At 47.8% G+C, this 25,029-nt stretch carries 27 protein-coding genes; 24 read left to right on the top strand and 3 right to left on the bottom strand.

The window, feature by feature from the left end; genetic code table 11:
• Positions 1-3: 3 nt before the first annotated feature.
• From B5F29_RS07175 to gltA, 24 genes are all read left to right on the top strand, one after another.
• Entirely contained in the window at positions 4-258 is a 255-nt protein-coding gene (locus B5F29_RS07175) for a DUF4321 domain-containing protein (RefSeq protein ID WP_087153977.1), read from the top strand.
• 78 nt (positions 259-336) lie between these two features.
• Positions 337-1,026 carry a RadC family protein gene (gene radC / locus B5F29_RS07170; RefSeq protein WP_087153976.1) on the top strand — a complete coding sequence of 230 codons (690 nt, stop codon included), beginning with the start codon at positions 337-339 and terminating at the stop codon, positions 1,024-1,026.
• Positions 1,027-1,053: 27 nt separating this feature from the next.
• Complete coding sequence (locus tag B5F29_RS07165; protein WP_087153975.1) at positions 1,054-2,061, top strand: rod shape-determining protein; 1,008 nt, start codon at positions 1,054-1,056, stop codon at positions 2,059-2,061.
• A gap of 18 nt (positions 2,062-2,079) precedes the next feature.
• A complete protein-coding gene (gene mreC, locus B5F29_RS07160) occupies positions 2,080-2,952 on the top strand; it encodes a rod shape-determining protein MreC (protein ID WP_087153974.1) in 873 nt (290 codons plus the stop codon).
• Positions 2,953-2,976: 24 nt separating this feature from the next.
• Positions 2,977-3,474 carry a rod shape-determining protein MreD gene (gene mreD / locus B5F29_RS07155; RefSeq protein WP_087153973.1) on the top strand — a complete coding sequence of 166 codons (498 nt, stop codon included), beginning with the start codon at positions 2,977-2,979 and terminating at the stop codon, positions 3,472-3,474.
• Between the two features lie 70 nt (positions 3,475-3,544).
• Positions 3,545-6,331: a penicillin-binding transpeptidase domain-containing protein gene (locus B5F29_RS07150; protein ID WP_242955606.1), complete on the top strand. Its 2,787-nt coding sequence runs from the start codon at positions 3,545-3,547 to the stop codon at positions 6,329-6,331.
• A 10-nt stretch (positions 6,332-6,341) separates the two neighbouring features.
• On the top strand, positions 6,342-7,016 hold the full coding sequence (gene minC, locus B5F29_RS07145; protein ID WP_242955605.1) for a septum site-determining protein MinC: 675 nt from the start codon (positions 6,342-6,344) through the stop codon (positions 7,014-7,016).
• Positions 7,017-7,067: 51 nt separating this feature from the next.
• Complete coding sequence (minD, locus tag B5F29_RS07140) at positions 7,068-7,853, top strand: septum site-determining protein MinD (protein WP_087153970.1); 786 nt, start codon at positions 7,068-7,070, stop codon at positions 7,851-7,853.
• Positions 7,854-7,869: 16 nt separating this feature from the next.
• Complete coding sequence (gene minE, locus B5F29_RS07135; protein WP_087153969.1) at positions 7,870-8,142, top strand: cell division topological specificity factor MinE; 273 nt, start codon at positions 7,870-7,872, stop codon at positions 8,140-8,142.
• 14 nt (positions 8,143-8,156) lie between these two features.
• Entirely contained in the window at positions 8,157-9,257 is a 1,101-nt protein-coding gene (locus B5F29_RS07130; RefSeq protein ID WP_087153968.1) for an FtsW/RodA/SpoVE family cell cycle protein, read from the top strand.
• A gap of 17 nt (positions 9,258-9,274) precedes the next feature.
• Positions 9,275-9,670, top strand: coding sequence for a methylglyoxal synthase (locus tag B5F29_RS07125; RefSeq protein WP_087153967.1), 396 nt, complete (start codon positions 9,275-9,277; stop codon positions 9,668-9,670).
• Positions 9,654-10,640 (top strand): D-alanyl-D-alanine carboxypeptidase family protein, encoded by a 987-nt coding sequence (locus B5F29_RS07120; protein WP_162608377.1) that lies wholly within the window; start codon positions 9,654-9,656, stop codon positions 10,638-10,640. The genes B5F29_RS07125 and B5F29_RS07120 overlap by 17 nt, the downstream gene beginning before the upstream one ends.
• 69 nt (positions 10,641-10,709) lie before the next feature.
• Positions 10,710-11,120: a twitching motility protein PilT gene (locus tag B5F29_RS07115; protein ID WP_087153965.1), complete on the top strand. Its 411-nt coding sequence runs from the start codon at positions 10,710-10,712 to the stop codon at positions 11,118-11,120.
• A gap of 90 nt (positions 11,121-11,210) precedes the next feature.
• A complete protein-coding gene (locus tag B5F29_RS07110) occupies positions 11,211-12,617 on the top strand; it encodes an HlyD family efflux transporter periplasmic adaptor subunit (RefSeq protein WP_087153964.1) in 1,407 nt (468 codons plus the stop codon).
• An 11-nt stretch (positions 12,618-12,628) separates the two neighbouring features.
• Positions 12,629-13,321 carry a YggS family pyridoxal phosphate-dependent enzyme gene (locus tag B5F29_RS07105; protein WP_087153963.1) on the top strand — a complete coding sequence of 231 codons (693 nt, stop codon included), beginning with the start codon at positions 12,629-12,631 and terminating at the stop codon, positions 13,319-13,321.
• A gap of 12 nt (positions 13,322-13,333) precedes the next feature.
• Positions 13,334-13,861, top strand: a complete 528-nt coding sequence (locus B5F29_RS07100) for a cell division protein SepF (protein ID WP_087153962.1) — start codon at positions 13,334-13,336, stop codon at positions 13,859-13,861.
• A gap of 83 nt (positions 13,862-13,944) precedes the next feature.
• Positions 13,945-15,042, top strand: a complete 1,098-nt coding sequence (gene aroB / locus B5F29_RS07095; protein WP_087154132.1) for a 3-dehydroquinate synthase — start codon at positions 13,945-13,947, stop codon at positions 15,040-15,042.
• Complete coding sequence (lspA, locus tag B5F29_RS07090) at positions 15,035-15,553, top strand: signal peptidase II (RefSeq protein WP_087153961.1); 519 nt, start codon at positions 15,035-15,037, stop codon at positions 15,551-15,553. The genes aroB and lspA overlap by 8 nt, the downstream gene beginning before the upstream one ends.
• A complete protein-coding gene (locus B5F29_RS07085; RefSeq protein ID WP_087153960.1) occupies positions 15,550-16,458 on the top strand; it encodes an RluA family pseudouridine synthase in 909 nt (302 codons plus the stop codon). Before lspA ends, B5F29_RS07085 begins: the two co-directional genes overlap by 4 nt.
• 69 nt (positions 16,459-16,527) lie before the next feature.
• Entirely contained in the window at positions 16,528-16,785 is a 258-nt protein-coding gene (locus B5F29_RS07080; RefSeq protein ID WP_087153959.1) for an HPr family phosphocarrier protein, read from the top strand.
• Positions 16,786-16,891: 106 nt separating this feature from the next.
• Complete coding sequence (locus B5F29_RS07075; RefSeq protein WP_087154131.1) at positions 16,892-19,432, top strand: FtsK/SpoIIIE family DNA translocase; 2,541 nt, start codon at positions 16,892-16,894, stop codon at positions 19,430-19,432.
• A gap of 26 nt (positions 19,433-19,458) precedes the next feature.
• Positions 19,459-20,322, top strand: coding sequence for a chitobiase/beta-hexosaminidase C-terminal domain-containing protein (locus tag B5F29_RS07070; RefSeq protein ID WP_087153958.1), 864 nt, complete (start codon positions 19,459-19,461; stop codon positions 20,320-20,322).
• Positions 20,323-20,413: 91 nt separating this feature from the next.
• A complete protein-coding gene (locus B5F29_RS07065; RefSeq protein WP_087153957.1) occupies positions 20,414-21,298 on the top strand; it encodes a sulfide/dihydroorotate dehydrogenase-like FAD/NAD-binding protein in 885 nt (294 codons plus the stop codon).
• Positions 21,298-22,686: an NADPH-dependent glutamate synthase gene (gene gltA / locus B5F29_RS07060; protein WP_087153956.1), complete on the top strand. Its 1,389-nt coding sequence runs from the start codon at positions 21,298-21,300 to the stop codon at positions 22,684-22,686. The genes B5F29_RS07065 and gltA overlap by 1 nt, the downstream gene beginning before the upstream one ends.
• Before the next feature lie 95 nt (positions 22,687-22,781).
• Here the strand turns inward: gltA and B5F29_RS07055 are convergent, their stop codons facing one another.
• The 3 genes from B5F29_RS07055 to B5F29_RS07045 all read right to left on the bottom strand — a co-directional run bounded on the left by B5F29_RS07055 (position 22,782) and on the right by B5F29_RS07045 (position 24,757).
• Positions 22,782-23,633, bottom strand: coding sequence for a hypothetical protein (locus tag B5F29_RS07055; RefSeq protein ID WP_087153955.1), 852 nt, complete (start codon positions 23,631-23,633; stop codon positions 22,782-22,784).
• 126 nt (positions 23,634-23,759) lie between these two features.
• Positions 23,760-24,551 carry a DUF3169 family protein gene (locus B5F29_RS07050; protein WP_087153954.1) on the bottom strand — a complete coding sequence of 264 codons (792 nt, stop codon included), beginning with the start codon at positions 24,549-24,551 and terminating at the stop codon, positions 23,760-23,762.
• Positions 24,548-24,757, bottom strand: coding sequence for a helix-turn-helix transcriptional regulator (locus tag B5F29_RS07045; RefSeq protein WP_087154130.1), 210 nt, complete (start codon positions 24,755-24,757; stop codon positions 24,548-24,550). Before B5F29_RS07045 ends, B5F29_RS07050 begins: the two co-directional genes overlap by 4 nt.
• Positions 24,758-25,029: the final 272 nt, after the last annotated feature.

Genomic DNA, 25,029 nt, shown 5'->3' with positions numbered 1-25,029 from the left:
CATATGAGAAGTACAAAAAATGGCTGGACGCTTCTTTTGCTTGTGCTGGCCGGCGTTGTGCTTGGCGGATTTATCGGAAGTCTGACGGAAGGAATCTCAGGGCTTAGCTGGCTGAACTATGGACAGGCGTTTGGCGTTGAAACACCGATTATTCTGGATCTGGGTATCCTGATGATTACGTTTGGAATGACAATCCGGATCACGATCGCGAGTATTGTCGGGATTGTACTGGCAATTCTGGTCTATCGCTGGATATAGGACAGGAAAAAGCAAATACTAAAGGAGATGCGGATAACCGCCGGGGTGTCTGGAGGACAGGAACGGAGGTTGCCGATTATGAATGAACAGTGGAACAGTCTTCCTGAGGAAGACCGTCCATATGAAAAATGTGAGAGATACGGGGTGCAGGCGCTGACGAACCGGGAACTCCTGGCTGTCATCCTGAGAACTGGGGCCAGAGGACGGAGCGTTCTGGAACTGGCCGGAGAACTCCTTAAGACAGCGCCGGAGAAAGAAGGATTTACCGGCATCCGCCGGATGAGCCTTGGCGAGCTTTCCTCAGTCAGAGGAATCGGAAGAGTCAAGGCGATCCAGCTGAAATGCGTACTGGAGATCGCGCGCCGGATGGCGAGGGAAGAAGCGGGAGAAGGCACTTTTTTTCGAACTCCGGATGAAGTGGCGGATTATTATATGGAGGATCTGCGCCATGAAGAGCAGGAAGTCCTGCTGCTCCTGATGCTGAATCAGAAGGGACGTCTCCTGAAAGAAAAATATGTGTTCAGGGGAACTGTCAATGCTTCTATTGTCTCTCCCCGTGAGATCTTTCTTGAAGCGTTGGCCGCCAGAGCGGTGCAGATTATCCTGCTGCATAATCATCCCAGCGGAGATGCCAGGCCCAGCAGAGAAGATTTGAATGTAACAAAAAGAATTCAGGAAGCGGGAGAATTGCTGGGAATTCATTTGACAGACCATATTATCATCGGAGAGCATGCTTATGTGAGTCTCCGGGAAAAAAATTACCTGTAGTCGTTGCAGAGAAAGAGGGAAAATACCATGAACAATCATTGCTTTGGCTGTGATTTCGGATCTTATCATCTGAAAATCTATCATAAGGATGCGGACAGTTATCTGATGCAGCACAACATGGTGGCTGTACAGGACAAGAAGACGATGCTGGCTTATGGAGACGAGGCGTATGCCATGTTTGAAAAAGCGCCCGCCAATATTCAAGTATCCAGCCCCATGTCTTACGGCAATCTGGCGAGCATCAGCTATATGCAGGCGTTTTTAAAGAGTCTGCTGGAGAAAAACACCAAGGGACAGCTTCGGGGATCTGAATTTTTCGTGGCGCTTCCTACGGATATGCAGGAGCGCAGCTTTACCATGCTGATTCAGGACTCTAATATGAAGCCGAAGGCGGTGTATCTGATAGATAAGCCTGTGGCAGCCGGGCTGGGGCTTGATATTAATGTTAAAGAGGCGCAGGGAGTGATGGTCATCGATATAGGAGCGGAGACCACCGAAATCTCTGTCTTATCTCTGGGCGGCACTGTGATCAGCCGTCTGATCCAGACCGGAGGTCGTTCTATAGATGACGCAATCCAGGCCGCGATCCGGAAGGAATATAATTTCTATATCGGGAATAAGACGGCGGAGAATATCAAGAAAGAGCTGGCTTACGCGGTGGAACCGGAAGAGGGGAGCATGCAGATCTGCGGGCGCAATATGGTGATTGGTCTTCCGCAGATGCTGGAGATTACCACTGCATTTGTATATGAAGCCATCAAAGAACAGCTGAATGTAATCATGGATGCGGTAAAATCGATTCTGGAGAGAACGCCGCCGGAACTGGGGGTGGATATTATCCGAAACGGTATCTATCTGACCGGAGGATCAGCCAGGATCAGAAAGCTGGATCAACTGATACAGGAACGTTCCGGTATCCGGGTGACCGTAGATAATGAACCGGAACTGAGTGTGGCAAAAGGTCTGGCGAGAGTGATTAATGACAAGGAGTTTCGTTCGCTGGCGTTTGTTACCAAAGAACAGAAATATGAATAACGGCGGGAGCTGTGAGATATGAGACGAAGAGACCGGTTTAATATTCCCAGTAAGTATGTGTTGGCGGTGCTGACATTTCTGTGTATCGGGGCGATGTTTCTGTCATTCCTGACAGATTTTGACGGGGGACCGCTTAATACAGTTTCCAATTATATCCTGATACCGGTGCAGAAGGGAATCAATGCGGCGGGAAGCTGGGTCAGGAGCCGGGTAGACGACCTGGACGACCTGCGGGCAGTCAGAAGTGAAAACGAAGAACTGCGTGCCCAGGTGGCGGAGCTGACATTGGAGAATAACGCGCTGCTGCAGGAAAGATACGAGCTGGAAGACTTGAGGGAGTTGCTTGATCTGGAGGAAGAGTATTCGGAACTGAATACGATGGCCGCCAACGTGATTGGCAAAGACAGTGGAAACTGGTTCAATATGTTCATTATAGACAAGGGGACCAATGACGGGATTCAGGTAGATATGAATGTAATCGCGGACGGCGGTCTGGTGGGAATCGTGACCAAGGTCGGGCCTGATTGGGCTCAGGTCCGGTCCATCATTGACGACATGAGCAATGTAAGCGCTATGATTCTGAAAAACTCAGATCTTTGTTATGTCCGCGGCGACCTGGAAATGATGACGGAGGGCACGCTTCAGTTGAACCAGCTGCGGGACGAGGATAATGAAGTGGAACACGGAGACAAGGTAGTTACCTCCCACACCAGCGCGAAGTTCCACGAAGGAATACTGATCGGGTATGTGAATGAAATATCGATGGATGCCAATAATCTGACAAAGTCGGGCAGCCTGACGCCTGCGGTGGATTTTGAGCATCTGACTACGGTTCTGGTTATTACGGATCTGAAGCAGCAGGTGGATGCGGAGGCGACAGAATCAGAATAAGACAGAAGGGAAGGAACAGATAGTATGAAGCGGAAAATTATTGTTGCTCTGATGATTCTGATCAGTTTTCTCCTGCAGAGCACAGTGTTCAAAGCGCTGGCGATCGGTTCCATCAGCCCGAACCTGCTTGTGGTTCTGACATCTTCCTTTGGTTTTATGAGAGGAAAGAAAGAGGGACTCTGGGTAGGATTTTTCTGCGGTCTTCTGGAGGATATTTTTTATGGAAGGCTTTTGGGAATGCATGCGGTCATGTACATGTACATAGGGTATGTGAACGGGTATTTTAACCGTATTTTCTATGGCGAAGATATTAAACTTCCTATTTTTCTGATCTCAGTCAGTGAACTGGCATATGGACTTGGCACTTATGTGGTGATGTTCCTCATGAGGAGCCGTTTTGCGTTCTTCTACTATCTGACAAGGATCATTTTACCGGAACTGGTTTATACAGTGATCCTGACGCTGGTGTTTTATCGCATCATTTATTCGGTAAACCGGAACCTGGAGAAGAACAGCACCTGAAGGAGCGGATAATTTGTTTGACGACCTGAAAGAATCTTTTTTAAATTTTGTGACATCAAGAGTATTTGTTTTGCTGCTTATATTTCTGACTTTTTCCGGCATTCTGCTGGCCAGGATTTTCTATCTTCAGATTATCAGAGGAGAAGAGTATGCGGAAGACTTTACCATGCAGATCCGCAAGGAAGTCAATATTCCCAGTACCAGAGGAAGGATATACGACCGGAACGGAGAGGTGTTGGCAGATAATGTTCTCTCTTATTCTGTGACAATTGAAGACAATGGTACTTATCAGACTTCCCAGCAGAGACAGGAGACTTTGAATAATACGATTGCGCAAGTTATAGAGATTGTGGAATCTCATGGAGACAGCGTAGTCAGCGATTTTGGCATCCTCTATGAAAATGGAGAGTATGTCTACAGTCAGAGCGGCACAGCGCTGAACCGGTTCAAAGCAGATGTGTACGGATATGCGACGATCGACGAGATGAGTCCGGAGGAACACACCTCCACAGCGGAAGAGATGATGACATATCTCTGCAGCGATGAAAGATATAATATCTCGGAAGACTATACGCCGGAAGAACGGCTGAAGCTGGTCACGGTTCGTTATGCCATGTCCCAGAATAACTATCAGAGGTATGTGGCCACTACGATCGCGGAGAATGTGAGTGATGAGACCGTTGCCGAGATCACGGAGAATCTGGACAGTTTGCAGGGGGTGAATATCTCTCAGAGTACATTGAGGGTATATTCAGATGCCGAGTATTTTGCAAGTATAATCGGATATATCGGCAGGGCATCCCAGGAAGAACTGGAAACCTTAAATGAGGACGGCGGTGATTATGAGCTCAACGATATCGTAGGAAAAGCCGGCATTGAACAGTACATGGAAAAAGAACTGCAGGGAACGAGGGGATATCAGATTATCTACGTGGACAGTATGGGCAACGTGCTGGAAGTAGAAGAGGAAGTGCAGCCTGAGTCCGGCAGCGACGTCTACCTCACGATAGACAAGGATCTGCAGATCGCGGTCTATGATATCATCGAGCAGAGACTGGCGGGCATCCTGGTGTCCAAAATCCGCAATATGAAAGAATATACTGCGGGTCCGAACAGCTCGGCTTCCGATATTGTGATCCCGATTTATGATGTTTACTATGCGCTGATTGATAACCATGTAATTGATGCCGCTGATTTTTCGGCTGCAGATGCTTCAGAGCTGGAACAGTCTGTGTATCAGCGGATGCAGTCCCGGCTGGAAACGATGATCGGACAGATCATGTCGGAACTCCGGTCAGATAATCCGACGGCATATCAGGACCTGAGCCGGGAAATGAAGAACTACATGAGTTATATCGTGTCGGATGTGTTGATGGGAGACGCCAATATTCTTGTGAGCAGCGCTATTGACCGGGAAGATCCGACTTATCTGGCGTGGACCAGGGATGAAGTGATCAGCCTGAAAGAATATCTGGAATATGCCATATCTATGAACTGGGTGGATGTCTCCGGACTGGATGCCGGGTCTTCTTATCTGAGCTCTGATGAGATTTACAATGTAGTACTGGATTATATTTCGACAGAACTTTCAAATGATGTCGATTTCCAGAATATGCTGTATAAATATCTTCTTCTGGATGATGTGGTGTCGGGAAAAGAGATATGTTTGCTCTTGTACGAACAGGGAGTTCTGGAGTATGATGAGGAAACGATCCGGAGACTTGAAAATAATACTTACACTGCTTATAATTTTATGATCGACAAGATCAGCAGTCTGGAGATTACTCCGGCTCAGCTGGCGTTGGAACCCTGCAGCGCCGGGTGCGTGATTGTGGATCCGAATACAGGAGATGTGCTGGCTAATGTAAGTTATCCGGGATATGACAATAATCGTCTCACCAATACCATGGATTCCGCGTATTACGCGGAACTGAATCAGGATAATGCGTCTCCGCTGTACAGCCGGGCGACACAGGAGCAGACGGCTCCGGGGTCTACGTTCAAACCCGTAGTGGCAGCTGCGGCGCTGGAAGAGGGAGTAGTTTCCTCATCGGAAATTATTCATGCCACCGGTGTGTTCACAGAAGCATATGGTTCACCTACCTGCTGGATTTACAATCAGTATCATGGAAGCCATGGTAATATCAATATGGTGGATGCGATCCGGGTGTCCTGCAACTATTATTTTTATGAAATGGGATTCCGGCTTGGGGGCGGAAGGACCACTGGATATTCCTCGGAACGGGCGCTTGCCATTCTCGCAGAGTATGCCGCAGAGTTCGGGCTGGATGCTACTACTGGAATCGAGATTCCTGAAAATGATCCTCATCTGTCTGATACAGACGGTATCCGGTCTTCTATCGGCCAGGGCACGCATCTGTTCAGCGTCTCCCAGCTGACCAGATACGCGGCAACTATTGCCAACCGGGGAACTGCTTATAATCTGACACTTCTGGATAAATTGACAGATTCAGAGGGAAACACTATTGAAGAATATTCCGCGTCAGTATATAATGAAATGGATATTGCAGATTCGACCTGGAATGTGATCCAGGAGGGTATGCATGAGGTGGCGCTGGATACAGACGCTTTTGCTGATCTGAATTTAAGTATTGCTGGAAAGACGGGTACGGCGCAGCAGTCTACCAGCCATCCGAACCACGCGCTTTTTATGGGATACGCGCCGTATGAAAATCCGGAGATAGCTATTACTATCCGTATTGCCAACGGATACACTTCAGCAAACGCGGCAACTATGGCGGCGGATATTTTCAAGTACTACTTCGGCCTGGCGGAGGAAGACGAGATCCTGACGGGCACAGCGTCAGAGGCGACGACAGAAGTGATCAATGACTAGGGAGAAAGTTATGAAACAACAGACAGTTGTGATAAAGAGCAATAAATACGGGATTACGCTGTTCCTGGACAAAAATGTTTCCTTTCGAGAATTGACTGAAGATGTGGCGGAGAAATTTAAGGCTTCGTCCGGTTTTTTCAAAAACGCGAAGATGGCTCTGGCTTTTGAGGGACGTTTCCTGAGCAGGGAGGAGCAGATGGAACTGATCCGTACGATCCAGGATAATTCAGATGTGGAGATTGTCTGCGTACTGGAACAGGATTCATTGAAAGAAGCTTATATGAAAAAAGCTCTGGAAGAAAGGGAGAAGACTTCTTCCGAGGACGGACGGTTTTATAAAGGAACGCTCCGTTCCGGACAAGTACTGGAGTCGGAGACAAGTATTATTGTGCTGGGAGATGTAAATCCCGGAGCGACAGTGGTGTCCAAAGGAAATGTGGTCGTGTTGGGAACCCTGAAAGGAACCGTTCATGCAGGCGCGGCCGGAAATGAGCATGCGTTTGTAGCTGCCTTGAATATGAGTCCTATGCAGATCCGCATCGCGGATGCGATTGCCCGCTCGGCTGACGGGCCGGCAGTTCCGAAAGAAAATGGGACAGGTCCTATGATCGCCTATACGGAAGAAGGCAACATTTACATGGAACCGATTACGAAAGAAGTGATTAACGATATTCGAGTGGACTGATGCCGGAATTCATCCGGAAAGACGGATACTTAGAAAATTGGAGGAAGTAAAATGAGTGAAGTAATTGTGATTACATCTGGAAAGGGAGGCGTCGGAAAGACGACGACTACCGCCAATGTAGGAACCGGGCTGGCAAAACTGAATCAGAAAGTGGTTCTGATCGATACAGATATCGGCCTTCGGAACCTGGACGTGGTAATGGGCCTGGAGAACCGCATCGTTTATAATCTGGTGGATGTGGTAGAAGGAAACTGCAGAATCAAGCAGGCGCTGATCAAGGACAAGCGGTATCCGAACCTGTATCTTCTTCCCTCCGCACAGACAAGGGATAAGACGGCAGTTAATCCGGAACAGATGATAAAGCTGATTGATGAGCTGAAAGGAGAATTTGATTACATACTGCTTGACTGCCCTGCAGGGATTGAACAGGGGTTCAAAAATGCAATCGCAGCCGCAGACCGGGCTCTGATTGTTACGACACCGGAGGTGTCGGCAATCCGTGACGCGGACCGGATCATCGGACTTCTTGAGGCAAATGAGATCAAGAAAACAGAACTGATCGTGAACCGTATCCGTATGGATATGGTGGAGAGCGGCAATATGATGTCTATGGACGATGTGGTGGAGATCCTGGCGATCGATCTGATCGGCGCCGTGCCGGATGACGAAAATATCGTTATTTCCACCAACCAGGGAGAACCTTGTGTAGGGGACGACTCTTTGGCCGGAAAAGCTTTTATGAATATTTGCCGCCGTGTCATGGGCGAGGAAGTTCCGTTTTTGGATCTGAAGATTAAGAGCGGTTTTTTTGGAAAACTGAAAAAACTGTTCAGTTAAAGAAGGGGGAAGAATTATGGGATTTGCAGATTTCTTCCGCAGAAAAAATTCTGGTGAAGTGGCAAAAGACCGCTTGAAACTGCTCCTGATTTCCGACCGGGCGAACTGTTCGCCGGAGATAATGGAGGCGATCAAAAATGATATTATCAAAGTAATCACGAAATATATGGAGATAGACAGTGAGGGACTGGATATCCAGATTACACAGACAGAATCCGAAGGGAAAAACGGAACTGTGCCGGTGCTCTGTGCAAATATACCGGTTAAGGATATGAAAAAAAGAACTTAGAAATCAGGTGAAATATGCTTAAACAATATCATCTGAGGGATTTCAGACTGCGTTTGGTGATTTATGTGTTCGCCATCACGATTCTTGGGATTCTGCTGGTGGGGAGCGCCGATGCAGAATATCAGAATCAGCAGATTTTGGGAATGGTCCTGGGCACCGGCGCCATGCTGGTACTGGCCCTGATCGACTATCGGATATGGATGAATTTATACTGGGTGATTTATGCGGTGAACCTGGTGCTGCTGCTGGCAGTGCATTTCTTTGGAGATTCATCAGGAGGCGCAAAACGTTGGCTGGATCTGGGAATCCGCTTTCAGCCGTCGGAGCTGACCAAGCTGGCGCTGATCTTATTCTTTGCACATTTTTTCACTAAATATCGTGAGGAACTTAACAGCTGGAAGATGATATTGATATCGTTGATTCTGGTGGGAGCGCCGCTTTTCCTGGTGTATGAACAGCCCAATCTTTCCACAACACTGATGATCGCGATGGTCTTCTGCATACTGATCTTCGCGGGGGGACTCAGCTATAAAATTGTCGGCGGTATTCTTGTGGTGCTTGTTCCTTCCGTGCTGATCTTTTTCACACTGATCATGCAAGAAGGGCAAACGATCCTAAGAGGTTATCAGCTGGAGAGGATTATGGCGTGGCTGAATCCGGAAGCGTATCCGGACATTGCGTACCAGCAGCTGAATTCCATCATCGCGGTGGGTTCCGGACAGCTTTATGGCAAAGGATTGTACAATACAGACCCGTCATCGGTGAAAAACGGCAATTATATAATAGAGCCGCAAACAGATTTTATTTTTGCGGTTGCGGGTGAAGAGCTGGGCTTTATCGGATGCGCGACAATCATCCTTTTATTGACATTGATTGTTATAGAATGTCTGATGATCGGCAAAAATGCAAGAGACCGGGAAGGCATGATTCTCTGCTGCGGTTTTGGGGGATTGATCGCGTGCCAGAGTATGGTCAATATTTGTGTGGCTACCGGGCTTCTGCCGAATACAGGAGTGACGCTGCCGTTTGTCAGCTATGGACTTACATCTTTAGTTGTGCTATATATGGGGATAGGGATAGTACTGAATGTTGGGCTTCAGCCCAAAAAATATTAACAGGGGGTTAAACACGTATGAACATTGGATTGGTTGCACATGATGCAAAAAAGGTATTGATGCAGAATTTCTGCATTGCTTACAGAGGAATTCTCTGCAGGCATGAGCTTTATGCGACGGGAACAACAGGCCGTCTTATTGAAGAAGTAGCTAACCTGAATGTGCATAAATTCTTAGCAGGACATCTGGGAGGAGAGCAGCAGATGGGCGCGCAGATTGAACACAATCAGATGGATCTTGTGATTTTTCTGAGAGATCCGCTTCAGCCCAAAAAACATGAGCCGGACGCGTATAATATGGTAACGCTGTGCGATATGCATAATATTCCTATTGCCACGAATCTGGCGACTGCGGAACTCCTGATAAAATCACTGGAAAGAGGAGATCTGGAGTGGCGTGAAATGTACAAATGATATCGGCCGGATATTGACCGCTCTGATATCGGCGGTTTTAATCATATCTGCAGCAGGCTGTTCCGGAGCAGTGGAACTTGAAGACGCTTTTCAGGCGGACCGTCCCGGTCTGGGTGTGTCCGGTTCTAATGAAAGCGGCAGTATTTCTTATTTTGCAGAAGATTTATGCGTGGTAGATGAAAATGTGGAGGCAATCGAAGCGGATACATCCGAAGCGCTGGCTGCATGCTTTTTTGATCTGGATACTAAAGAGGTTCTGTATGCTAAAAACGTGCATGAGCGTATGTATCCTGCCAGCACCACGAAGGTCATGACGGCTCTGGTAGCGCTGGAGCACGGAGACCTGGACGCGCAGGCCACAGTCAGTGAAGCGGCTGTGACATTTAACGAAAGCGGTGTGACAACCGCAGGCCTGAAGACGGGAGATATGCTTACTCTCAGACAGCTGCTGTACGCTCTGCTGCTTCCGTCTGCCAATGATGCTGCCAACGTGATCGCTGAGCAGATTGGCGGAAGCAATGAAGGCTTTGTGGAGATGATGAACGAAAAAGCCGCAAGCATCGGCGCTACGAATACACATTTTGTGAATCCCAACGGGTTACATGATGAAGAACATTATACGACGGCCTACGATTTGTATCTGATTTTCCAGGAGGCCATGAAGTATGAGGAATTCCTGGAGATACTGAAAACGCCCTCTTATGCGACGACATATCTGGCTGCGGACGGTTCTTCGGTAGAAGCAGAATGGAGCAGTTCCGATCTGTTTACAAAGGGAGAAGTAACTGTTCCGGAAGGTGTGACGGCGGTGGGAGGAAAAACCGGCACGACAACGGCGGCTATGTCCTGTCTGGTACAGTTGTTTGAAGATGCGGAGGGCGCACAGTATGTGGGAATTATTCTGGGATGCAGTGAAAGAGCGATTCTCTATCAGGAAATGCAGACCTTTTTGTCTTCTTTGAACAATTAAACCTTGTATTCTGCCCCCCTGAATGGTATAATCTTACTAACAAGACAGGAACCTAAGGAGGGCATCGATATGGTACAAATTATTGCAGGAGTAAAGGGCGAGGGCAAGACAAAACGGATGCTGGATCATGCACATAATGCAGTGCAGACAGCAAAAGGCAATATTGTATATTTAGACAAATCCGTACAGAATATACATGAACTGGACAATAAAGTCCGTCTTATTAATGTTTCAGAATATCCGATCAGGAATTCAGACCAGTTTATTGGTTTTGTATGCGGAATCTGTTCCCAGGATTATGATCTGGAGGAGATGTATCTGGACGGATTTTTAAAGATTGCAAAATTGGAAGGAGAGGACATTGCTCCCGTTCTTGATCAGTTGAACCATATCAGCGAGCAGTTCAAGGTGAAGATGGTACTGAGTATTTCCATGAGCCGGGATGCTCTTCCCGAGTCTGCCAAATCTCAGGTCATCTAAACAGATATAAGATTACATAGAGAATAAAGCCCCACCTTCCGGTGGGGCTTTTCAAGTCAGAAAGCCCGGATGGAAGGAGGAGTCACATACGTGGCGGCTAATCAGAAAAGAAAAAAAGTAATCAACGTCAGAAGCCGCAGGCCGATCAATATTGATAAAGTGTTTTTCGGCGCAGTAGCGGTGTATATCTGCGTAGTCTGTTATATGGGGCTTACTTCCGAGCATATTGCGGGGTATGAGGTCGAAGCAGGGACGCTGACGGAGAATCATACTTACACAGGATTTGCGGTGAGGCCGGAAACGGTTTATTATGCAGATACTTCCGGATATGTGAGTTATTATGCACGGGCAGGGGAGCGTGTATCGGGCGCATCCTTGATATATACAATCGATGAAAGAGGGGAGACAAACGAACTGATTCAGCAGAACGCTCAGGAAGCAGATCTGTCAGATGAAGATTATTCCGCCATACGGAGTGAGATCAGAAGTTATACGGAAGAATACAGCGATCTGAATTTTTCGGATGTGTACGCATTCCAGACATCCGTAGAGAGTTCTGTCATGGACCTGCAGAATCAGAGTATGTTAGAGAGTCTGGAAGAAGCAGGAGAGGACGCAATGTTTTCCAGAGTCTATGCGGGAGGTATAGGTATTCTGGAGTATTATATGGATGGCTATGAAGGTATTACCGTGGATACTCTGACGGAAGATATGCTGGACGAAGACACTTATGAGAGGCAGGATCTGAAAAAAGATATCGTTCAGGCGGGAGAACCGGTATATAAACTGTCAACATCAGAAAAATGGTCTTTGATTGTTCCCCTTACAGAGGAAGAAGCGGCAGAGTATCAGGAGGAAGGAACGGAATACATGGAAGTGGAATTCACCAGAGACCATACAACTGCATGGGCGGATTTTTCTCTGATACAAGTGGGGAGCACGACCTGTGCAAGAATGGACTTCAATAATTCCATGGTTCGTTTTGCAGATCTGCGTTATATAGAAGTTGAATTTATGGTGGATGATGAGGCCGGTCTTAAGATTCCCAATACGGCGATTGTTGAAAAAGATTTTTACCTGATTCCGAAAGCTTTTCTGGTGGAAGAGGGTGATGAGCAGGGATTTTTAAGAGAGGTTTATGACGAAAACGGACAGGCGTCGGCAGAATTTGTGAATATGACGCTTTATTCAGAGGATGAAGAGTATTATTATGTTGATCCCAGAGAGACGGATTCTGTTACGGGAGAGGAAAAATTGCCGATTGGGAGTTATCTGATTCTGACAGATTCGCAGGAACGGTTCCAGGTAGGGATGACAGGAACGCTGCAGGGAGTTTACAATATTAACAAAGGATATACGCAGTTCCGTCAGATCAAGATTCTGAGCCAGAATGAAGAGTATACACTGGTGGAAGAAGGCACCAGTTATGGTCTGACAGTATATGATCATATTGTGCTGAACGGAGAGACTGTGGATGAAGATGAAATTATATATTAGGAGTTGATAAAATGGTTGCAGATAATTACAGAGAGGTGGACCGCAGAGTGGGCGAAGCCTGCGCGAGGAACGGAAGAAACCGGCAAGAAGTTACTCTGATTGCAGTGAGCAAAACAAAGCCGGTAGAGTTGATCAGGGAAGCTATGGATGCGGGAGCGGATGTGTTCGGCGAGAATAAAGTACAGGAGCTGTGCGATAAATATGAGCAGCTTCCGAAAACACTTCACTGGCATCTGATCGGTCATCTTCAGAGAAATAAAGTAAAATATATCGTAGATAAGGTCGATCTGATACATTCTGTAGATTCTATGCGTCTGGCGGAAGAGATCAGCAAAGAGGCGGAAAAGAAACAGACGGATGTGAAGGTTCTGATAGAAGTGAATGTAGCGCAGGAAGAGAGCAAATTTGGCGTAAGCGTGGATGAAACGGAAGAACTTGTGAGGGAAATCGCAAAACTTCCCCGCATACATGTGCTTGGATTGATGACAATTGCTCCGAATGTGTCAGATCCTGAAGAAAATCGGCCGGTATTCCGTACTTTAAAGAAATTGGCAGTTGACATCAAAATGAAAAACATTGATAATGTAAGAATGGATGTGCTTTCCATGGGTATGACAGGTGATTATCAGGTTGCCATCGAAGAGGGAGCAACGATGGTGAGAGTCGGTACCGGAATCTTCGGGGAGCGCAATTATTCGGTGTAAAGGAGTGTCCGTATGAGTATTTTTGATAAGCTGATAGATACGATGCATATTGGCAGTGACGACGATTACGATGATTACGACGATGATTTCGATGATGACGACTTTGAAGAGGAACGGCCAAGGAAGAGGAGTGTCTTTAAAAAGAAAGAAAAGGATTTTGACTATGATCTGGAAGACGATCTGGTAGAGGAATCCAACAAAGTAAAGCCGGTGAAGCAGCAGGCAAAGATCAAGCCTATGCGGTCCAGGAAAGGCGGGAATGGAATGGAAGTGTGTGTGTTCAAACCTACACAGTTTGAAGAGGCCAGAGAGATTACCGATACATTGCTGAACAACTGTACCGTGGTATTGAATTTTGAAGGGCTGGATGTGGAAGTGGCACAGAGAATCATCGATTTTACATCAGGTTCCTGCTATGCTATCGGTGGAAATCTTCAGAAGGTTTCAAATTACATATTTATTGTAACGCCGAAGACGGTGGATATTTCAGGAGATTTTCAGGATATCCTATCAGGCGCGTTTGATATCCCGACCATTTAGAGAGGAAAGAGGCAAAGGGCTGCCGCAAAAATTCAGGCTGTCAACATGGATTTTTGCGGCAGAATTTTGTTTTTAAAGCGAATATGAAAATAAAAGTAAACAAAGGAAAGAGTACAGAGTACAGCATATGTCTGGAGCCGGATTTTGAAAATCTTAAAAAAGCTCTGGAGCCTTTGGAGACGAAAGAAAGAAAGATCTGTATCGTGGCCGACAGTATCACGGCCGGACTGTATCTGCAGCCGTTGAAAGAATCTCTGGAAGGCTGCTGCAGGCAGATATCCCAATTTGTCTTTCAGGCCGGAGAAAAGCATAAGACGCTGGATACCGTCAAAGATCTGTACGAGCATCTGATTCTGGAAAAATATGACCGCAAGGATCTTTTGATGGCGCTGGGGGGCGGCGTGGTGGGAGATCTGACCGGATTTGCTGCCGCTACTTATCTGAGGGGAATTCGTTTTGTTCAGGTCCCCACCACCCTTTTGTCCCAGGTTGATTCCAGCATCGGCGGAAAGACGGGCGTGGATTTTGATGCCTACAAGAATATGGTAGGGGCGTTCCATATGCCAAGTCTGGTGTATATGAATCTGGAGACCTTAAAGAGTCTCCCTGAGAGACAGTTCGCTTCCGGAATGGGAGAGATCATCAAGCATGGATTGATCCAGGACAACGCTTATTATCAGTGGCTGACAGAGCATGGGCAGGAGATTGCGGACCGGGAATACGATGCGCTTCTTTATATGGTGTCCGGAAGCTGTCAGATTAAGAAACACGTGGTAGAACAAGATCCCACGGAACAGGGGATCCGGTCCTGGCTGAATTTTGGTCATACGATAGGGCATGCTGTTGAGAAGCTGAAAGAATTTACACTGTGCCATGGAGAGTGTGTGGCAATCGGAAGTGTGGCGGCGGCGTGGATTTCCCGGGAAAGAGGATATCTTACGGGAGACGAACTCCTGCAGATTGAGAAAGTATTTCAAAATTACCATTTGCCTGTGAGGGTCGGGGGGTTAGAACCGGATCGTATCCTGGAAGCCACTAAGCTGGACAAAAAGATGGAAGCAGGAAAAATCAAGTTTGTGCTTCTGAAAAGGATCGGAGAGGCTTTTGTGGCGAAAGATGTGGAAGATCGGGAACTTCTGGGTGCTATTCGATATATATGTGAGGAGAATGTGCATGAATAGATTTTTATGCCGCCCATGGGGAATCATTTTGTCGGTGCTGGTTCTGGTCGGGTTGGATCAGTGGACCAAGGCATTGGCGGTGCGTTTCCTGAAAGGAGCTGAACCGTTTGTGATCTGGAACGGAGTATTTGAGCTGCGGTATCTGGAAAACCGGGGAGCGGCTTTCGGGCTTTTTCAGGGACAGAGAACTTATTTTCTGTTAGTAGGAGTTATTGTATTCATAGCATGCTTGTATCTTTTTGCACGTATGTCCCGGAATGCACGTTTCTGGCCTATACGTCTGATTGCGGTCTGTATCCTGGCGGGAGCGTGGGGCAATATGATTGACCGTCTGAGATATGCGTATGTGGTAGATTTTTTTTATTTTAAGCTGATTGATTTTCCGATTTTTAATGTAGCGGACATTTACGTGAGTGTGGGAACCGCAGCGCTGGCAGTATTAATACTTTTCTATTATAAGGATTCGGATCTGGAAGAATTGATGAAAAAGAAACCGGTGAAAGAAAAATGAGCAGGATTTGTCTGGAAGTGGAAAATGATACGGCAGGAGAGCGCCTGGACAAGTACTTGAGCGTCGTGTTGCCGGATCAGTCCAGGTCTTATCTGCAGAAATTGATCAAAGATGGGCAGATACAGGTAAATGGAAAAAACGCCAAGCCCGGGATGAGGCTGGACGAATCAGATGAGGTGACGGTCGAACTCCCGGAACTGAAAGATCCGGAGATTCTGCCGGAAAATATACCGTTGGAGATTTTGTATGAGGATGACAGTCTTTTGTTTGTGAATAAACCCAAAGGGATGGTTGTTCATCCTGCGCCGGGACATTATACCGGTACGCTGGTAAATGCGGTTATGTATCACTGCGGAGATGAACTGTCAGGGATCAACGGCGTACTGCGTCCGGGAATTGTTCATCGCATTGACAAAGACACGACCGGAGTCCTGGTTGTCTGCAAAACGGATCAGGCGCATCGATCGGTGGCAGAGCAGCTGAAAGTGCATTCGATTACACGTGTCTATCGTGCAATTGTCCATGGAGTGATCCGCGAAGAGGAAGGGACGGTAGATGCGCCGATAGGCAGACATCCCACAGATCGGAAACGGATGGCGGTCAATGAGAGAAACGGCAAACGTGCAGTGACTCATTATCGCGTGCTGCGGCGATTTGAGAATTTTACCTATATTGAATGCCGGCTGGAGACGGGAAGAACTCATCAGATCCGAGTGCATATGGCCTCTGTTCATCATCCGCTTTTGGGGGATACGGTTTATGGAGCAGGAAAAAGCGTCAAAAACGTGGATGGACAGGTACTGCATGCCATGATTCTCGGACTCGTTCATCCGGTGACCGGACAGTATCTGGAGGTGGAAGCACCTTTGCCGCTATACTTTCGGAATCTGCTCGAAAGGCTGTAAGGCAGCTCTTTTCATTTACTTTCAGGGGGCCCTGTGCTATAATATCAAAAAGTCCGGGAGGAAGGGAGTATGAGGACGTTTCAGTATACCATCAGAGAGGAACTGGGGATGCATGCGCGTCCGGCTGGGTTGATTCTCCAGCTTGCCAAGGAATTTAAAAGTGATATCATCGTGACCAACAGGGGCAGGGAGGGAGATTTGAAGCATCTTCTTTCGTTGATCAATCTGGATATCAGATACCAGGATACGGTGACGGTGACAGTCGACGGTCCGGATGAAGATGCGGCAGCCGAAGAGATACAGGCTTTCTTTGAAGAAAATCTTTAAGACTGCATTTCATAGGAAAATAATAAAGGACTGGTCCTTGGGACGAGTCCTTTTTACAGGAAATTATACAGGAGATCTGACAGAAAAGGAGCGACAGAATTATAATATGAGTGGAAACCAGTCATCCGGAGGCAGGAAAAGAACTGCTTCTACCGGAAAAAATACAAAAAGAAAAACTGATACGCAGAGCAGGAAGACAACAGAACGGGAAAACAGGCTTTGGGATGAAGTTTTGCTGGTGGTTCTGCTGGTGGTTACCGTGTTTTTATTCGTGAGTAATCTGGGAGCCGGAGGGGCTGTGGGCAGTGCGGTAAGCGGTCTGATGTTTGGCTGTTTTGGGTTGTTCGCCTATCTGTTCCCGATTGTTCTGATGCTTTTAATCCTGTTTTCTCTGGCCAATCGGGAAAACTGGATAGCTTCTGTAAAGATCGGAGGCACCCTGGCGGGGTGCGTGGATATCTGCGCCCTGCTGCATCTGCTTTCTTCCGGGGACAGGCAGATCGAAGGCCTGGGACAGATATTCCAGTATTGCAAAGAATACAGAACCGGCGGAGGTCTGATAGGCGGAGGAATTTTCACGGGTCTGGAAGGCGCGTTCGGCACGGCCGGAGCGGTCCTGATCCTTCTGGGCGTCCTGATCATCTGCGCGGTTATAGTGACGGGATTTTCTTTCGTGAGCAGCATGTCAAAAGGAAGCAGGAAGGTATACGACACGGCCCGACAGGACATGGAACGCCGCAGGGAGGACGCGAAGATACGCCGGGAGCAGCGGGAGGAACAGAGACGAGAACAGCGGACGGAGAAAAAGATAAGCGGGGTATCCCGTGATCTGACGATTCCAAAGCCGGAGGAGCGGGAAGAGATATCAGAAAAGATGCCGGAAGAAGAGGTATCTATGCCTGTGCCGGAGGATGCTGTAGTACCGGAATTATCATTCCCGGTTCATAAACCTTCGCCCGTGAAGAAAGAAGAACCTCAGGAAATATCTTTGGGGACAGGGGGTATCCGGGAGATTGAATTTAACGAAGAAGATCTTTTGAAAAATGCTCTTAGCAAAAGAGAACTGGAGGAGGAAAAAGCCAGAGAACAGCAGCGTGAGAAAAAGAATGCGAATGATGTCCGTGCTCCGGAGCAGGAAAAAGAGGCGGAAGAATCCGCGGAATATCAGTTCCCGCCGCTTTCTTTGCTGAAAGGAGTAAAAAAAGATTCCAGAAAGAAAGATTCCGGCGCCCGTCTGCAGGAGACGGCAGGACATCTCCAGCAGATTCTGGAAGATTTTGGAGTCAACGCGACAGTTACCGACGCGAGTCAGGGTCCGGCAGTAACACGGTATGAGGTGCAGCCGGCCCATGGCGTAAAGGTGAATAAAATCATTGCTCTGGCCGATGATATCAAATTAAATCTGGCAGTACCAGATGTTCGGATCGAAGCTCCGATTCCGGGAAAGGCGGCGGTAGGGATTGAAGTGCCCAATAAAGAGAATTCTGTAGTGCCGCTGAGAGAACTTCTGGAGTCTGCGGAATTTAGGAACCATCCGTCCAGGGTTGCTTTTGCGGTTGGAAAAGACATCGGAGGAAATATTATGGTCTCAGATATAGCCAAGATGCCCCATCTTCTGATCGCAGGCGCTACCGGTTCAGGAAAATCAGTCTGTATCAATACTCTTATTATGAGCATTTTGTACAAAGCCAGGCCGGATGAAGTAAAACTGATCATGATTGATCCTAAAGTAGTAGAACTAAGTGCTTACAATGGAATTCCGCATCTTTTGATTCCCGTGGTAACAGATCCGAAAAAAGCCTCAGGAGCACTGAACTGGGCAGTGGTGGAGATGATGGACCGGTATCAGAAATTTGCAGAATTGAATGTGCGCAATATTGAAGGATATAACAGTAAAATTGATTCAATCGCCAAAATAGAAGGCGGGGAATACCGGGAGAAAATGCCGCAGATCGTGATTATTGTGGACGAGCTGGCAGATCTGATGATGGTCGCTCCCGGAGAAGTGGAGGACGCCATCTGCCGTCTGGCTCAGCTTGCCAGAGCGGCAGGAATTCATTTGATTATTGCCACACAGAGACCTTCTGTCAATGTGATTACCGGCCTGATCAAAGCGAATATGCCTTCCAGAATTGCCTTTGCCGTTTCTTCAGGCGTAGATTCCCGCACGATTCTGGATATGAACGGTGCGGAAAAACTGCTGGGTAAAGGAGATATGTTGTTTTCTCCATATGGGCTGCCCAAGCCTCTGCGCGTACAGGGAGCGTTTGTCTCGGATCAGGAAGTGGGCGCAGTGGTAGAATTTCTGAAAAATCAGACCAGTATGCTGCCGGCGCAGGAGACTGACGTGGAGGACAGGATGAAGCAGGTGCAGGCATCCATTGAAAGTGCCTCTGCGGCTCTGTCAGGAGGCGGAAACAATGACAGGGATGTGCTTTTTGTGGATGCGGGAAAATTTATCATCGAGAAAGACAAGGCTTCCATCGGAATGCTGCAGAGATGGTTTAAAATTGGATTCAACCGTGCGGCCAGGATCATGGATCAGCTGGCGGAAGCAGGTGTGGTAGGAGAAGAAGAAGGCACAAAACCGAGAAAGGTGCTGATGTCCATGGAGGAATTTGAACAGTACGTGGACGGGTATGTATAACGTATGGAAAGGATGCATTATATGACATGAAATGCCAGAAATGCGGAGCAGAGATTCCAGACAATAAAATATACTGTGAAAAATGCGGATCTCCTATTCAGATGGTGCCGGATTACAATCCGGTGGATGATATTCGGATCGGAGAAGAGAAAAAGGTTCCGATTCCCGAAAAAGTAACGGAAACGGTTGCGGAGGCATTGCCTTCCGGAAAAAGAAAGTATATACTGGCAGCCGTTTTTGCCGCTTTTTTAGGCGTACTGATTTACCGGACCGCGTATCGCATTATTCTGGAACCGGTTCAGGAAACGGAGACAGAGGCTGTGGTTCTTTTGGAGAAACCCACTTTCAGTCTTCCGTCAGGAACATATTCTTACATGCCGACTTTGACGATCAGTCATTCACAGAGAGAAGAAGGGGTCATTTATTATACGACAGACGGTTCGACGCCGAATGAAGACAGTCAGATCTTTAATGGCCCCATTAAAATAGGAGAAGGGAAAACGGTGGTGAGAGCTGTCTTCATTCGCAGCGATGGGATGCAGAGTGAGGAGGCGGACGGAACTTATCAGGTGGAGTTTGATTATCCTGAAGAGCCTGTGTTCAGCGTGGACAGCGGAGAATACCAGGGGAGCTTTTCTGTCATTATCACAGCCGAACCAGATTGTACTATCTATTATACCATGGACGGGTCAGATCCTGATCAGAACTCGGCTGTATACAGGAGTCCTGTTGTTATACCGTCCGGTCTGACAGTGCTGCGGGCGGTGTCGGTAGATGAAGAAGGCGGTATGAGCGGGATAATAGAAGCAATCTACAATGTGCAGGAAATTGTGCCGGCAGAGGATCCGGTACAGAATACGATGCCGGCAGAGGATGTGCCAAATTCATAAATTTGTGTTGAAATACCTGGCATTTTGGATTATCATAAAAAATGATGATTTGCAGCCGGAAACGGATTGCAGGAAGGATAGGAGGAAACATATGTTTAAGATTTTAGAGGCAGAGCAGCTTTCTGCAAATGTCTACAAACAGGTGATCCTTGCTCCAAGAGTAGCAAAATCTTGTGAGCCGGGACAGTTTATCATTGTAAGAGTGGATGAAACCGGTGAAAGGATTCCGTTGACGATCTGCGATTATGACAGAGAGGCCGGGACAGTGACGATTGTGTTTCAGCCTATCGGTGTGTCTACATACAAACTGGTTGCTTTAAAAGCAGGCGACGAGATTGCAGATTTTGTGGGTCCGCTGGGGCATCCGTCCGAGCTGGTAACAGGTGATTTCGAAGAAGTAAAAAAGAAAAAGGTTGTTTTCATTGCCGGCGGAGTTGGAACGGCTCCGGTATATCCGCAGGCCAAATGGCTCCATGAGCATGGAATCGAGTGTGATATTATTGTAGGTGCCAGGACTAAAGACCTCCTGATCCTGGAAGACGAGATGAGCAAGGTGGGGAACCTCCATCTCTGTACAGATGATGGAAGCTACGGATTCAAAGGCGTTGGAACCGCCATGCTTGAGAAACTGGTGGAGGAAGGAAAGCACTTTGATCTCTGCGTGGCGATCGGTCCTATGATCATGATGAAATTTGCCTGTCTTACCACGAAGAAGCTGGGGATTCCTACCATCGTCAGTATGAATCCGATCATGGTAGACGGTACAGGCATGTGCGGAGCCTGCCGTATTATGGTGGGAGATGAAGTGAAATTTGCCTGTGTGGATGGTCCGGAGTTTGACGGACATAAGATCGATTTTGATCAGGCGATGAAGAGAGCGGCTATGTATAAGACCGAGGAAGGAAGACGCCTTCTGAAATACCAGGAAGGAGCAACTCATCACGGCGGCTGCGGAAATTGCGGAGGTGACAAATAATGGCTGATGTATTGAAGAAAGTTCCGGTAAGAGAGCAGGATCCGAAGGTCCGTGCGACTAATTTTGAAGAAGTATGCTATGGATATAACAGAGAAGAAGCTGTGGAAGAATCCCAGCGCTGCCTGGGCTGTAAAAAACCCAAATGTGTGGAGGGATGTCCGGTATCTATCAATATCCCCGCGTTTATCGAGGCAGTGAAAGAAGAAAAATTCGAGGAGGCTTTTAAAGTCATCAGTGAATCCTCTTCTCTGCCTGCGGTCTGCGGCCGTGTATGTCCTCAGGAAAGTCAGTGTGAGGGGAAATGTATCCGCGGCATCAAGGGAGATCCGGTGTCTATCGGAAAGCTGGAACGCTTTGTGGCCGACTGGGCGAGAGAGAACGGAATCAAACCGGAAGCGCCGGCGGAAAAAAATGGCAAGAAGGTAGCCGTGATCGGTTCCGGCCCGGCAGGTCTGACCTGCGCCGGTGATCTTGCCAAACTGGGCTACGATGTGACGATCTTCGAAGCGCTGCATAAAGCGGGCGGCGTGCTGGTATATGGCATTCCGGAGTTTCGTCTTCCGAAGGACCGCGTAGTAGGACCGGAAGTGGAAAATGTGAAGTCCCTGGGCGTAAAGATTGAGACAGACGTTATCATCGGCAAGACTGTGAAGCTGGATGAGCTTCTGGAGGATGAAGGGTTCGATGCCGTATTCATCGGTTCCGGCGCGGGTCTTCCGAAATTTATGGGAATCCCGGGGGAACAGGCGAACGGAGTATGCTCCGCCAACGAATTCCTGACCAGAAATAACTTGATGAAAGCGTTCGATGAGAATTATGATACGCCGATTGTCCGCGGCAAGAAAGTCGTTGTCGTAGGAGGCGGCAATGTGGCAATGGATGCTGCCCGTACGGCGCTGCGTCTTGGTGCGGAGACTCATATTGTATACAGAAGAAGCGAGGAAGAGCTTCCGGCCCGTGTGGAAGAAGTGCACCACGCAAAAGAAGAAGGCATTATTTTCAATCTGCTGACGAATCCGGTGGAGATCCATGAAGATGAGAACGGATGGGTGAGCGGCATTACCTGCATCCGCATGGAACTGGGCGAGCCGGATGCCTCCGGAAGACGCCGCCCGGTAGAGATTCCTGGATCTGAGTTCCGCATCGACTGCGATACGGTGATCATGGCGCTGGGTACCTCCCCGAATCCGCTGATCTCCTCTACGACCAAGGGACTGGAGATCAATCGCAGAAAATGTATCGTTGCCTCGGAAGATACCGGGGCTACCTCCAAAGAAGGCGTATACGCCGGAGGAGACGCGGTGACCGGAGCGGCTACCGTGATTCTTGCCATGGGCGCGGGAAAAGCCGCCGCAAAAGGCATCCATGAGTATCTGAGCCAGAAATAATATCTGTGATAAACCGGAGGCCGGCTGTGATTTCAATGAGTCACACCGGCCTCTGTTAAGATCTGTCTGTTTCCCGATATTCCCTTCCTTCAGTTTCAGAAAAGAAATTCCTGTCCTTCTATCATGATTCCCCTTATTTCCCGGACATCCACGGGCGGATTCAACCAGTCTGTTCCGCCGTATAGATACATATAAAAGGGGTATTCCAGAGGCTCGCCTTCCTGGTCTGTAAGCTGCACATCTATCTCTGTGTCGCTGGGACCCGGCAGTCCGTAAAGCTTCAGATCCAGAACCAGAGGATTCAGCAGCACCTTGCCGACGAGATCGCCGCTCTCCAGATCCATTCTCATAGAGGTGCCGACGTTCTGAATTTTCCATGTGAATACTATGGGGCGGGACAGAAGTTCTTCTTTGTTTGTATTGCCCGAGGTGAATGTCACAGCCAGGCTGACCGTCATATCGGGATGGAATACTGATTCCGGATAGGCCCGGAAATTACTCGCTGCATAACTTCCGGTGGCCGTTTCATAATCATGCATGCCGCTGCTGCTTCCAAATCCTCCCATATGCAGGCTTTCTCCTTCCAGACCGGCGTCTGTCCAGACGGGTGTTCCCTCATACATTTCAAATCTTGGAATCGGAAAATCTTCTTCCGAAGCATATTCTTCCGGAACCGTATATTCCATAAGGATAGCGACGATCTGGTCATACATGATTGTCTGCAGCAATGTCGCTGAAAAACCGTCCTGTTCCGCCGTCTGGCGGATATCCTGTATGCAGGATCCCGGGATCGCATCCGAAAGATCGGAACTTTGGCGAAAATGTATTTCCCATCTAGGATCCGGCTCCGGTTCTTCATCCCGGAAATGATAGAGTACCGCCGCACAGACAATCGCTATTGTCAGGATGCCTGCCGAAATACAAATCCTTTTCTTCATATTTTTCATGAGTATCCCCCTTCCGGAAACCGAACAGGTATCTGTTTCTGCCTTCAGATTATCAGTCTGATAATAGTGCTGTCAATGCCTAAAGTGTCGGAAAATTTTGAAAAGGGGTTTCTCCGTCCTGGGAGACTACTTGACCAGTGCTTTTTCTTCTTTCAGCGCCACACAGGAACGTGTGTAGGATAAAGTAGATACCAGCCAGATAACTGCCACAATGAACACGGCCAGCATGCCTGTATTGAAAAACAGATTGCTGAGCATGGTTACCAGCAGAAGTACAGGGATCAGCTTCCCCAGGGTAATATATGTCCGGTAGGCGCTCCGATAGATGACTTCCCGTTCCGCTTCATCGCAGCTCTCCAGCCATTGTTCCTGGAACTTCTTGGATGCAGGATCTCCTTTCCGCTCGGGATAAGCTTTTTGTATCAGTTTGATATAACGTACCTGCCAGAAACTGTCGTAGAGCATGCAGATGATAAATATGATACAGGCATACAGAAAGTTTCCCCTGGCCGCATCGGAACTGCTCAGGTAGTTAGATGAATAGCCCAGAGAGAGGAATACGATGCAGAGTGTCTGGGAGATAATATTCATGTTGGTAGACAGAGCCACATATTTTTCTTCTTCATAATCCAGCCGGTCGGCTTCCTCGTCGTCTGCTTTCAGAAGGCGGCTCATAATTCCCTTCAGTTTCCTTAAAACACTTTCACCGGCGATGACAGAGAGAACGGTGATAACAACCAGCATCGGCAGAATGGACAGCTGGAGGAATCGGAATGTCTGCGCGGCGGCGCGGCCGATTCCCTGCCCGTAATGTCCGGTTAAAATATACATGCCAATACCGAAGACGCCTCCCACTATGGCGCCTGCCAGCATGATCAATATGATCCTGAAATAACTGTTTGATTTCCTGGTTTTCATGATTCATCCTCCTCATATACAAATATATCTTCTACAGTAGTCCGGCAGATCTTTGCCAGTTTCAATGCAAGTGTGACCGAAGGGGAATAGTCCCCGCGCTCGATCAGGCTGATGGTCTGTCTGGATACCCCCGCCAGTTTACCGAGTTCTGTCTGGTTGATTCCCAGTTTTGAACGGTATTCCTTTAAATGATTGAGTAACGGCACTTGATCACTCCCTTTCATGATTGATTTCCGCATGCGTTTTGACAACTTTTCTTGTCATATACAAAATATCATTGACAACTTTATTTGTCAATAGTTTTGACAACTTTTTTTGTCAAAAATAAAAATGACGGGGTTTCCCGTCATTTTACTTTATAAATCAGATTACTAAAACTTCCCACACCGATACGGTGTGTTGAACCTTGAAAATTCAATATTTCAGCCAATAAAAAAGGCATAAACCTGTTCCGTTTGGTATAATGGAATTGACTAGA

This window comes from Lachnoclostridium sp. An196 (genome assembly GCF_002160135.1).
GTDB classification, from domain to species: Bacteria; Bacillota; Clostridia; order Lachnospirales; family Lachnospiraceae; genus Hominiventricola; species Hominiventricola avistercoris.
Note: the sequence above shows the minus strand (reverse complement) of the source record. Positions and strands in the feature narration are given on the sequence as shown.